Consider the following 12,222-nt stretch of genomic DNA (forward strand, 5'->3'; position numbering starts at 1 on the left):
ACTAAGAGCGGTATAGTATCTACAATGTTTACACGTTACTCAACTAAATTTAGCAGCAGTTTTGCAGTTTTACAGTTTTGCCGCTGTTAAATTCAGGCACTCTAGAGAACATAATCGGATCGCCAGGACAAAGAGAAGATCGTGGAAAAGGTATTATTTGGTACTGGTCAAATTAAGGGTTGCCATGGACTGTCCATAAAGGTATGCCTGGATGGCACCTGCCTCGCCACGGACAGGATCAATGCTGCCATTATCGTTGCTATCCACACCGTTCAAGGCATGGTCGGCCAGGCTGGTGATCTCCAACACCTTGCCATGATCATCGGGATGAGCCTGTAATTGCTGCGCATCCTGATGCAGTGTTGAGAGCCAGCTCGAGAGATTTTCGCTTGCAAAGATAACTTGCTGCGCATATTTTCTAATATTATCTGTGGTATCCACCTGGGTCGCAGCCAGCGATGCATGAGCACCGACAGTACTGACATAGCCATTATTATTGGGGCCGAGCAAACCATAATCAACTGATACTTGAGGAACATGATTAGAAGCACACGTGTGAGACTTGACCACCGGTTTGACTGACGACTGTCCATCCAACAAGACCAGCATGTTTTGAGCCAGACATTGGATCGCAGTCTTATTATTGGTGGTACGCAATTGTTGTGATTGACTATTGAGCTGACGAATCTGAGCCAGCAGCCCGGGCAACAAAGGTGTCTTAGCAGGAGTATAAGGATAAGACAACAACAAATGATTGATATGCATGCCTGCCAGGGGCGGAAAATGGGCACTGAGCAACACCTGTCCGGTTGGAAGTGTCGCCTGCGTTGTTTCCAATGTCACCTGTAACGTATTACCCAGAGCCAGAATATTTCCATTCTGCTGGCTAAAATCCACTGCATAGCTGCCATCCCTGGCCTTGAGCAAGGTACCCAATGGTTGAATATGCGCTTCATTCTCATCAACCAACCAGGCTTCATAGTGGGCAGTACTGGCCGCTGGCTGCAGGCCTTGTACATTCAGCAGGATACGATTGACACCGACCTGAGTATTAGAGGTATCATGAAAAGTGGCGACGCCGCTTATTGTAGGTACAAGTACATGACTGGAGGCTGGTAGCGGGCGAGCAGGAATGTGTTTATTTTGCCAGAGTGCAAAGACTCCAGCTGCAATACCCACACCTAAAATAGCTAGAATGACCGCCATAAAAGCAAGGTTACGAGCTGTTGATGGTGATCCAGCCTGTCGGCTGGGACGATGGAGCGCGGGGCTCCAGCGAACACCACTGGGGTAGGTGATGGTGAAGGAGTTGAACCAGCAACTTTACTGACAGGTGCGGGAGTCAAAGGATAGGCTGGAGCGGCAAACGGCTGTTGCTGGATACGCTCCCCAGACACCTCATCCGCGTTACTGCCCGACCATTGCTCTACAGACTGCACCTGAGAGGGTTCTTCATCTCCTAAATTCCGTAAATGAACAGGAGGAAGTGGCGAACCACAATGACCACAAAAGACGGCATCCGCCTCGATTGGCGCCTGACAACCCGGGCACAGCATAATACTTTTCCTTTAACCAGACACTACTTTACGATGAACTGGGAGATAGTTACTATCTCTCAGTCACACACACCCTACACGAGATTTTACCACAGCAGCTTGCGAATTCATGAGCATACGATGGCGTTCTTCTTTCCATTACCAATCTAATCCAATATTTCATTGGGGGTAAGCTATTATATGCAGTACGTTTGTCAGCAATTCCATGATACTATGATAGGAAATTATGATTAGAGCCAGGCATGCCAGGAAGATATGCAAAGTACGCCAGGCCTGAATGACACGCCTGGCTCGTTTTTGTCGGTTAAGCGAGCGCTCCAGGCGCGCATGCTCCAAGAGAGTAGGCTGAACACGTTGCCAATCGGCCCGCTCATGAATAGCTAAATCCGTATCAGGATAAATAGTGCGACCCTGCGATTCCAGCGCTTCAGCACAAGCACGCTTAAACTCATCAGATTTGCCAGCACTATAGCGTCCAACCGTGTAGTTTAACTTGCGCAATTGTTCTTCAATTGAACGCTCGATGCCCACGCCATTTGAGCTAGCCTCACGAGCAATTACCCTGGTCTGCCATACATCTAGCAAACGACCAGAAATACCACTGATAACCAGAAAAATCAACGCGAAAAGCGCGCCGGTGGCCCAGTAGGTTTCCGTTAAACAACTTAAATTGCGGCAATAGTCGTGAGTGATACGTGCGTAATTCTCATGCAGGAAGGCAATCAGGATAGTGATAATACCCAACCAGGTATGCATCCATAGCCAGTTCTGGACCTTGCCGGGCAAACCACGCATAAAGCGTCGGCGTAACGAATAGCTAGCAGTAATGAGTACCAGAACATAGGCAATGATGCCAAAGAGCCGTAGTGGGTCAGCAAAAGGCTCTGGATCATCCTGGGTCTTGAATGCATAGTAATACCAGGCAAGAAGCGCAGCATAGAGCAAACCACTGATTACAAACCAGAACCAGCGCGCCTGAGAGGAAGGAGACTTCCATAAACGTCGCCAGCCGCGAGGTTGAGAGACCTGTGGTTGTTTTGAAGTCACCGACATACATTTTCCTTTCTTACCTGTTTATATAACTCGGAAACGCCGCTCAAGCGCGGATCACAGAGCAGCCGCCAGCCTACCTGGCTTTGCGGCTCAAAATATCTTCGGTCGAGCCAAAGAAGTTGACAGGATTCACCCGAATGGCCGCGCCCGTCGGGCAGGCCTGTACGCATGCCTGATTATTATAGCCAGCACAAAGATCACACTTGATAGCGATCTTCTTGCGCAAGTTCTCCAATCCATCGGAGGCAAAAGTTTGTAATGGACCAGGCTCAGGAGCGGTCTGGGCCATGGGTAACATTTGCCGGCCCCGCTCTTTGCCAAAACCTTTGCTGAAGAAACGGCTGAAACGCTGCCAGCTGGGTAGCTGGTCCGCTTCCATATCATCGGTTAGCGAAACAATAGAAATATTATCGTATGGGCAGCGTTCAGCACAGATACCACAGCCGATACAGCTCTCAGTGATATAGACCTCACCGCTTGGTTTGCGTGCGATGCCAGCCCGGCTACACAGCATACATACAGGGTCCTGGCACTGCCGACAGGCCGTTACAATGCTCATATTGCCGATGACCATGCCCTCGCGATTCATGCGGGACTGGCCGTGACGGCGCTCGCAGGCCTCTTCACATTCATTGCAGTGGATGCATTTATCCAGATCAATGACCAGCACCTCTGTGCCTTCAACAACCCCGTCATTCACCAGGGCATGCAAACCGGCCCGGGCTTCGGCATCTGAAATAGTATTGGTTAAAGCCTGCTCTAATTGGGCCCGATCAAAGGGCTCAAACACAGCACTATGGGCGGCCGTATTCGCTTCCTGATACAATCTGACGCGTTCCTGGATACGCTCTTTAAACGCTGGATAGCGCGTCAATAGTGCCTTCAATTGCTGACGACTAATCTCCGCTACAGCCACACGGTTAATCGCGGTTACGGTCACCGCCCGTTGATCGCCCAGCATATCCAGGCCACCCACAAAATAATCGCCACGCTGACGATAGGCAATGATCCGTTCTGGCTGCTGCTCGCGTCCGGTTTTACGGGCTACCTTTACAAAACCATCCAATAGCAAATGAAAGCTCTCACGGACAGGCTGCCCTTTGCGCTCTTCACTGAAAAGTTGCCCATCCCGCTCAAAACGTCGGATAGTAGCCTGGTTCGCCAGGGTACGCATATCCTCCGCCGAAATACCCTCGAACAGGTCCAGGCGAGAAAGCATATCCTCAACGGCCCGCGACGTGCTTAATTGCACAAAGAAATCCTGGACGGTCGGGACAACTTCCATCAAGCGCTGCATAACCTGTTCTGGCACCTTTAGTACCACGGTCCGATCCTGGGCCGCTCGCACCGTCACATTGCGTGGCTGGCCGGTCAGCATGCCCTGCTCACCAATATATTCACCGCGCCGCAAAATGGCCAGCGGCAAAGACTTCTGGTCAGTCCCCTGTGAGAAGATCTCACATTGACCATCCAGGATAAAAAAGATATCGCGCCCGAAGTCGCCTTCATGCAGTAGTTCCTGGCCAGCGGTCAGAACCTCGATTTCAGAGGTAGCCACAAAGTGCAGGAGATAATTATCTGGCACCAGTCGCTCATTCCGGAATAGGGCCTGTTCGCGCAGGCAGTGCAACACCAGGGATACGCTCCAGCCACCAGGCAGGTGGCGCATCGCTTTAGATAAATCGACCTGGCCATCCCAGGGTACTCCCAGGCGCTGTTTAAGCGAGAGCATCAGGAGATCGCGATGGTTGTCAACCGGGCAGACTGGTACGCATGAGCCGCACATGACGCACTCGTCAGTAAATTTTGCGACTACGGGGGCGATCTGTTCCGAGATGGTGGCGCGGTTGAGGTCGGCGATGCTGACCTGGCTGGATAAAGGGACTGGACATGCACGCATACAACGATCACACCCAATACACATGTCTATTTCAAAGTTGATTGTTTCGGCTGTTAGTGGTTGCATGTCTGTGCGATGTGTCAGGCCGACTTTGAATATTTTTTGGGTTGTTTGTATTTGCATGATACCTTTTCTTGTTTTTTTCCTTCTTTTTCAAAAAGGTGGGTACAATAGTTTTTTGTTTTTCCGGTGCCGCCGTCAGGCGGCACCGGAAAGGGGAGTGGCTGGGGGCACAGCCCCCAGACCCCAGTCAAGGGGCTGGCCGCCCCTTGCATCCCCGCTTTATCAGGGAAGGGCCTGTTTTTGTTCCAGGCACCAGTCAAGGGGCTCGTGGCTCCTTGCATCCCCGCTTTATCAGGGAAGGGCGTACTTTTATTGCAGGTTGGCCTGCATCCCGGGCTCCAGTCAAGGGACTGACCGCTCCTTGCGTCTCCGTTTTACTTAGGAGGCGTGTAGGAGGGAGCTGCAGCCTGCGCAGAAGCGGGCGATGGGCATGTTGACAACTCCACAGTTTGGGCAGATGACGATGGGAAGAGGGGGCTGCGCTGTTTGCTTTGAGCGTGCTGGAGGTGCGGCCGGTATTCGGGCCTGGGTCTCCGTCCCTGATGCAGGGGGTTTGGCAAAAGTCGATCCTTTCCCATTGGTGCCTGTGTTGCGCTGTACTGGCGGCATGACGTTCATTGAGTGCAATTTAGAGGTTTTTTCTTGTCCAGATTGCAGGTCAACGAAGAAAATGATGGTGCTTCCAAGTAGTATGTGGTCGCCGTGTGAGAGTCGGTAAGGCCGGTCGATCGGGCTCTGGTTGACGATGACGCCGTTGCTACTGCCAAGGTCGCGTATGTAGAAACCTTCGGCTGTGGCAAAGACTTCGGCATGGCGACGTGACGCGACGAGATCGCTCAATTCTATGTCGTTACCCGTTTCACGGCCAAGGGTGACGGATTTTGTATTATTTTGTAAGAGCTGTACACGCGGTGACTGTTTTTTGCCCCCCTTGGCATTAGCTGGGAGGATAATCAACGCGGGCGTTACCTTTAAGGCATTAACGATGGCAGAAGGTAATGGCTGGGCTGCTCCGACGGGCAGCAGATTCTCATCCAGCTTTTGCGCTGGCCGTTTAGCTGTAACCGGTGGCCCTGCGAGTTTCTGACGTGCAGGCGCAAGGCTATCAAAATCCAGCGGCCGCAGCAGGAAACAAAATGTTACGGTATTGCCAAAGCGCAATACATCATTGATCTTCAAAGGATAAGGTTGCTCGGCGGTGAGGCGCTGCTCGTTTAGAAAGGTGCCATTTAAGCTCTTCAGATCGACAACTACATAGTGTCCGTCTTGATAAGAGATCTGTGCATGGCGGCGCGAGATTGAACCTTCATTCACAACCAGATCTACGCCTGGCTGGCGTCCAATCGTCACCAGCGTTTCACGGTCCAGTGAAGTTTCAGCAATATGCAATGGCACATGCGGATCGGCCACATGCACTAGCAGTGCCTCTGTATGTTGAGACGATGACAGTTCATGTAACATAGGATTCTCCCCCGATTGCAAACCATGCGCATTACCAGATACGGCAACCGCCTCTCGAATAACAGTGTCACCAGTACGCTGCACTCCTAGCTGCAGAGGAGGAACCTTCAAGCTATCCAGATAGGCCGCCAGATCAAAATCCTCTTTCATCAAGGAAGAAGCTACAGCTGCCAGATTAACCTTATGGTCGATTGCGCGTTTAAAAGCCAGTGTATGCTTGCGATCTCCCAGGGACAGCATGCCAACAGGGACGCCATCGCAGAGCAAGACCTTACGATAGGAACGTGGTTGAGGCTCAGCAACCAGTTCTCGATAACCCTTCACATTCGTTAAACCCACGGATGCAAAGGGTAAGCCATAGAGAAACGTAGCATTGTAAAAGGTGTCCGAGTGAAAAGGCCGGCTAGTATCCAGAATATTTAACATACTATAGGCCGCTGCCCGAGCCTGTTGAATGGCTGGATACCACTGACCGATTACACGTGCCTTCTGGGCACCAGGAATAATCGTTTCGACGACATCTCCGGCGGCGTATATATCTTCGGCGCTGGTACGCATATATTCATCTACCAGCAAGCCACGCTGGCAACGTAGACCGCTAGCCCGCGCATAATCACTATTTGGTTCAACCCCGATCGCCACCAGGACCAGATCGCAGTTTATACGCTCGCCCGCACTGGTCATAACCGCCGCAACCTGGCCGCGAGAACCAATGATTTCAGTAATCTCAGTCTCTAGCTGTACATCGACCCCGGCTCGCGTCTCCTCCTGTAAGACCAGATCAGACGCCGTAGCGTCCAGCACCTCCGACCAGAGCAAATGCTTACGAATCAAGTGTGTAACTTGAAGGCCACGGTGGCGCAACGTCTCCACCGTTTCCAGGGCCAATGTACCACTGCCAGACACAACGACGCGGCGAGCCGAAGGCAGGCGCTCAAGTACAGCCTGGTAATCTTCTACACTACGTAGAGTAAACACTCCGGGTAGATCACTACCAGGGCAACGCAGCCGGGCCGGTCGAGCCCCGCTGGCCAGCAACAATTTCTCATATTTTACCTGGGCGCCACTCTGTAGTGAAACCGTATGCTGAGCTGGCTGGATACGTGTCACCTTCTCAGACAAAAAGTGAATTTGCTGAGACTGATAATACTGGGCCGGACGGGCCCATAATTTCTCTTCAGACACACGCCCGGCCAGATAATCTTTTAGAGCGGGTCGAAAATACACAGGATGCGTATCCTCAGAAATCACGCCAATTGTTGCCCGGGGAGCCTCCAGACGTAATGTCTCGGCTGCGGTAATACCCGCAATGCCATTCCCGATAATCAAAAATGAAATCTGATCAGTCATGTGTATCCTCAACACCCATTAATCCACTACAACGTGAATATCCTGAATAGGTCAGATAGAGAGCTCTAACAGAAATCTGAAGGGCTCGCGCTCTATCCAGCCCACATAACCCACACATCCACATACAACCTCCCGATATACAGGATTGCACATTCTGATATAGCTGCTATATCCTCTGAAACACCCTGTACCTATATTCACATTTCATCTTACCAGAGAAATCTAGAAATGTATCTATCTTGCCTCTCGAACCATTACCCATTTCCTAGTACAAGCGAGTAATAGAGAAGCAAGATAACACATATGAGCAATCAGCGAGGAAGAGAGCAAGATGATGTTTCGGAGGCTCGATACAATGGCAGTGAGGAGAGCATAAGATAGAGGGTAACGCCAAAAAGGCTAGGACAAAAACAAGTGTTCGAACTGAATATTGCCATTCACCCCAATTGTAAGGCATACTTATAAAGCTAACGTATTCAAGGCATATTCACAGAAACAATATATTTCCTGGCTATTTTTTGAGTTTTTTTGGACGGAGGATATATTAATGGGGGCGGACTTTGCGCATTTACATGTTCATACAGAATATTCGCTGCTGGATGGCTTCAGCCGCATTAAGAAGCTAGTAAAACAATCTAAAGATCTGGGCATGAATCACCTGGCCATTACCGACCATGGTGCGATGTATGGTGCTCTGGAGTTCTATAAAGAGTGCCGCAAGGGAGGGGTTCACCCTATCCTGGGTGTGGAAAGCTATCTTGTTCCCGACCACAAAGAGAAGCCAAAGTTCAAGCAAGGGGACAAGCGCTATTATCACCTGCTCCTGCTAGCTGAAAGCAATACCGGCTATCGAAATCTGATGAAACTCATGACACTGGCCAATACCGATGGCATGCATGCCAACCGGGCCCGTATCGATAAAAACCTGCTCGAACAATATGGAGAAGGTATCATCGCCACCTCTTCATGTCTGGGTGGCGAAATTCCACAACTACTGATCGAAGGAAAGATTGACGAAGCCTATAATACCGCCCGCTGGTTTCGTAACACCCTGGGACCCAACAACTTCTATTTAGAGATCCAGGATCACGATGGTTATCCCGAGCAATCGAGTGTCAATCAGCATCTCTATCAGATGGCTAAAGAATTGCAGATGCCACTACTGGCCACCAATGATCTGCACTACGTCGCCCATGCGGATTCACGTGCCCATGAGATTCTCCTCTGTGTACAGACCCAGAACAGCATCAACAACCCCAAGCGCTTCAAATTTGAGAGCGATGAATTCTTCCTGCGCAGTCCAGACCAGATGCTGCAACTCTTTCCTGAATTGGGCGATGCGTTGCTCAACACTGTACGCCTGGCGGAACGATGTGAAGTCGATCCATTCGCCTACAAAGCGCAATTGCCAGCGGTAGATATTCCATCCCAGTATCGTACGCCTGAAGAATATCTCTATGCTCTCTGTGAGCAAGGTATTGCCTACCGTTATGGAGAGATGACCGAGCCGATCAAACGACAATTAGACTATGAGCTCAGCATCATTATCCAAAAAGGGTTCGTGCCTTACTTCCTGGTGGTGGCAGACTACGTCGGCTGGGCACGCGATCATGGCATTCGCTGTCTCGCCAGGGGATCGGCCGCTGGAAGCGTGGTTGCCTACTCATTGGGTATCACCAATGTCGATCCATTGCGCTACCAATTGCTCTTCGAACGCTTCCTCAATCCAGAGCGCGACGATATGCCTGATATAGACATGGACTTCCCGGATGATCGCCGTGAAGAAGTCATCAATTACCTGGCAGAAAAATATGGACACGAATGCGTCGCCCAGATGGCCACATTTATGACGATGGCGGCCAAAGGTGCGGTACGCGACGTAGCCCGCGTGCTGGAAAAGCAGACCATGGGAGACCGCATTGCTCGCATGATCCCAACCGGTCCAAAGGTTACCCTGCAAGGCTCATTAGATTCTGTTAAAGAGCTCAGTGATCTACGCGACCAGGATCCGGATGCCAAAGAATTGCTCGACCTGGCCTTAGAGCTAGAAGGCTCGGTGCGCGGAACCGGGGTCCACGCCGCTGGCGTCCTGGTCGCCAACGAAGCCCTCCATAACTTTGTGCCATTGCAGATTCGTGAGGGTCGCTACTCAACGCAATATGAGCACGCTCACCTGGAAGAACTGGGGTTGATTAAATATGACATCCTGGGTCTCTCCAACCTGACTATCATCGATAACGCCCTCAAGTTCATCAAAGAGGCACGCGGCGAGGACATCAACCTGGAAAAGCTGCCCCTGGATGAGATCGAGGGGAATGAAGAACAAAATGCCAAGCGCAAAAAAGCCTTTGACCTGCTGGCGGCGGGAGAAACGACCGGTGTCTTCCAGTTAGAAGGCGCGAAGATGCGCGAGTATATCAAAATGCTTGGACCAACCTGTATCGAAGATGTCACCGCCATGGTGGCCCTCTACCGACCAGGTCCAATGGATAGTATTCCAGACTTTGTAGACGCTAAACACGGCCGCAAAAAGATCACCTATCTTGATCCCCGGTTAGAACAATGGCTGGCGGAATCATACGGCGTTATCGTTTACCAGGACCAGGTGTTGCTGATCGCTGTAAACCTGGCTGGCTTCTCCTGGGGAAAAGTAAACAAGTTCCGTAAGGCCCTCAGTAAAAAGATTATGCACGAAGTTGAGGGCTACAAGAGCGACTTTATCCAGGGCTGTATCAAAAACGATGTGGCTCCGGAAGTGGCCGAGCAGCTCTTTACCTTGATCCTGCCGTTCGGTGGCTATGGCTTTAACAAAGCCCACGCTGCCAGTTACGCCGTGGTTGCCTTCTATACGGCCTATCTCAAAGCCAACTACACGGCCGAATTTATGGCCGCCACCATGACCGCTGAAGCCGCCGATGCCAACAAAATATCCAACGCCGTAGCGGAATGTAAGCGCATGGACGTCGAAGTCTATGGTCCAGACGTCAATCGCTCCGAACGAGGCTTCACCATTGAAAACGACGGCGTACGCTTTGGTCTACTGGCCATCAAAGGCATTGGTGACGGACCAATCAACGAAATCGTCCGTACCCGCAACGAGGGTGGCCCCTTTAAATCCCTGGCCGACTTCTGCACACGTGTTGATCCCCGGGCGGTTGGCAAAGGTGCGATAGAGACCCTGATTAAAGCGGGCGCCCTTGACTCAGTCGAAGGTGAGAACAAACGCCACCAGATGCTGGCTTCGGTTGAACGCGCCATGCAATTTGGAAAAAGCGAGCGTTCAGCAAAAGAGCGCGGCATGATGAGCCTGTTCGGAGACATGGAAGAGATCAGCAGCGCACTCAGTTTTGCCCTGAACCAGAATGCCGAGGAGGTCTCGCGCAAACAATTGCTGGCCTGGGAAAAAGAGCTGGTTGGTATCTACATCTCCAAGCACCCTCTGTCTTATATCAGTGACCTGATCAAGGACAAGGCATCTCACACCACCGCCGATATCACAGAAGAGCTCGACAAACAAAAAGTTGTCATTTGCGGAACCATCAAGGAAGCACGACGTATCACCACCAAAAAAGGCGATACTATGTGCATTGTGCAGTTAGAAGACATGTTTGGCACCATCAGCGTCACCGTCTTCCCACGCACATATGAAGAGACCGCCGAAAAATGGGTTGAAGATACAGTTGTCATCGTACGAGGAGAAGTCCAGGTCAGACGCGATGAACCCTGCATCCTCTGCAACAGTGTCAGCACATTCAAAGCAGTCGAAGAAGAGATGAATCGCAAGCAATATATGGTCTGGCTCAAGCTGCAACTCACTGGTAGCGATGAAATCTCGGTCTCCAACGACATTATGAAGGTGCAGAACATCAAGCGCTACCTGAGTGAACGGCCAGGTCGAGACCATTATGAAATTCTAGTCGCCAACGGAGAATGGGAATTGCGTCTGACCCCCCAGGATAACACCATGTTCTATACCGAAGAGCTACGAGCCAAATTGGAAGAGGAACTTGGGACTGGTATGATCGAAGCAAAGGTGCTAGCGTAGCGAAAACAAAAGCGCGATCAAGAGGGGTAGCGAGCAAAAATTAGCCTGCTACCCCTTTTGTACGCTTATTTCTATCTATTTCCGCCCTCTTTTGACAGTTAAGCATAATACTCGTTATACTGAGTAGAAACCTAAGCATTTCCACGCTCGTATATTCATTAACTGATACATTGATTGAATGCAACTAAAAAAGCAGAAAAGGTTATAAGATTGTGGGTTTCGAATACAAGGGTTCCGCACCAGACCCCAATAGACAAAATAAGCCCTCTCCAGATATGAATATATCCAAACAAAAGGATAATGGACAGCAATCGCGGCTGAAGGCCAACCTGTCTGCAGATGAGCTTGAGCATTATGAGGAGCCACAATATCGTGAGCATGTTTCAGGACCATTAAAATTTCCGGAAGCGGCTCCGCGGGCACCACAGCAACCAGTACAACCACCATATGTACCTCAAATGCCAGCGCGGACAGTATATTATCCACCACAAAATCAGCAACCCGGCTATGGGCAGCCATATCCACCACAAAATCAGCAACCCGGCTATGGGCAGCCATATCCAGCGCAGCCACAACGTCCTTACCCGGCCTATGGTTATCCACCATATCAGGGACAGCCAGCTGGAAACAACGGCTGGGCTCCACCCTATCCAATGGGCCAACCAGCTTATAACTATGCGCCACAGGGATATTACCAACCATATAATGGTTATTACAATCCTTATGGTTATCCCCCGTTTACCTGGCAGCCCCCAAACCCAAACGGGACACTTATCAATTTGTAATTGCGATCA

8 protein-coding genes are annotated in these 12,222 nt (G+C 50.8%); 2 read left to right on the forward strand and 6 right to left on the reverse strand.

Annotation, left to right across the window (positions count from 1 at the left end):
• Positions 1-153: 153 nt before the first annotated feature.
• From EL645_RS12590 to EL645_RS12610, 6 genes are all read right to left on the reverse strand, one after another.
• Positions 154-1,206, reverse strand: coding sequence for an anti-sigma factor (locus tag EL645_RS12590; protein WP_126550482.1), 1,053 nt, complete (start codon positions 1,204-1,206; stop codon positions 154-156).
• Positions 1,191-1,556: a zinc ribbon domain-containing protein gene (locus EL645_RS12595; RefSeq protein ID WP_126550484.1), complete on the reverse strand. Its 366-nt coding sequence runs from the start codon at positions 1,554-1,556 to the stop codon at positions 1,191-1,193. Before EL645_RS12595 ends, EL645_RS12590 begins: the two co-directional genes overlap by 16 nt.
• 159 nt (positions 1,557-1,715) lie before the next feature.
• Complete coding sequence (locus EL645_RS12600; protein ID WP_126550486.1) at positions 1,716-2,609, reverse strand: hypothetical protein; 894 nt, start codon at positions 2,607-2,609, stop codon at positions 1,716-1,718.
• A gap of 73 nt (positions 2,610-2,682) precedes the next feature.
• Complete coding sequence (locus EL645_RS12605; RefSeq protein ID WP_126550488.1) at positions 2,683-4,632, reverse strand: cyclic nucleotide-binding domain-containing protein; 1,950 nt, start codon at positions 4,630-4,632, stop codon at positions 2,683-2,685.
• Positions 4,590-4,832 (reverse strand): hypothetical protein, encoded by a 243-nt coding sequence (locus EL645_RS38880; protein WP_136625201.1) that lies wholly within the window; start codon positions 4,830-4,832, stop codon positions 4,590-4,592. The genes EL645_RS12605 and EL645_RS38880 overlap by 43 nt, the downstream gene beginning before the upstream one ends.
• Positions 4,833-4,950: 118 nt before the next feature.
• On the reverse strand, positions 4,951-7,383 hold the full coding sequence (locus tag EL645_RS12610) for an FAD-dependent oxidoreductase (protein ID WP_126550490.1): 2,433 nt from the start codon (positions 7,381-7,383) through the stop codon (positions 4,951-4,953).
• A gap of 547 nt (positions 7,384-7,930) precedes the next feature.
• On the opposite strand from EL645_RS12610, the gene EL645_RS12615 reads away from it, so the two are divergent.
• Complete coding sequence (locus tag EL645_RS12615; protein ID WP_126550492.1) at positions 7,931-11,428, forward strand: DNA polymerase III subunit alpha; 3,498 nt, start codon at positions 7,931-7,933, stop codon at positions 11,426-11,428.
• A 275-nt stretch (positions 11,429-11,703) separates the two neighbouring features.
• Positions 11,704-12,213 carry a hypothetical protein gene (locus EL645_RS12620; RefSeq protein WP_126550494.1) on the forward strand — a complete coding sequence of 170 codons (510 nt, stop codon included), beginning with the start codon at positions 11,704-11,706 and terminating at the stop codon, positions 12,211-12,213.
• Positions 12,214-12,222: the final 9 nt, after the last annotated feature.

Source organism: Dictyobacter kobayashii, assembly GCF_003967555.1.
Lineage (GTDB): Bacteria > Chloroflexota > Ktedonobacteria > Ktedonobacterales > Ktedonobacteraceae > Dictyobacter > Dictyobacter kobayashii.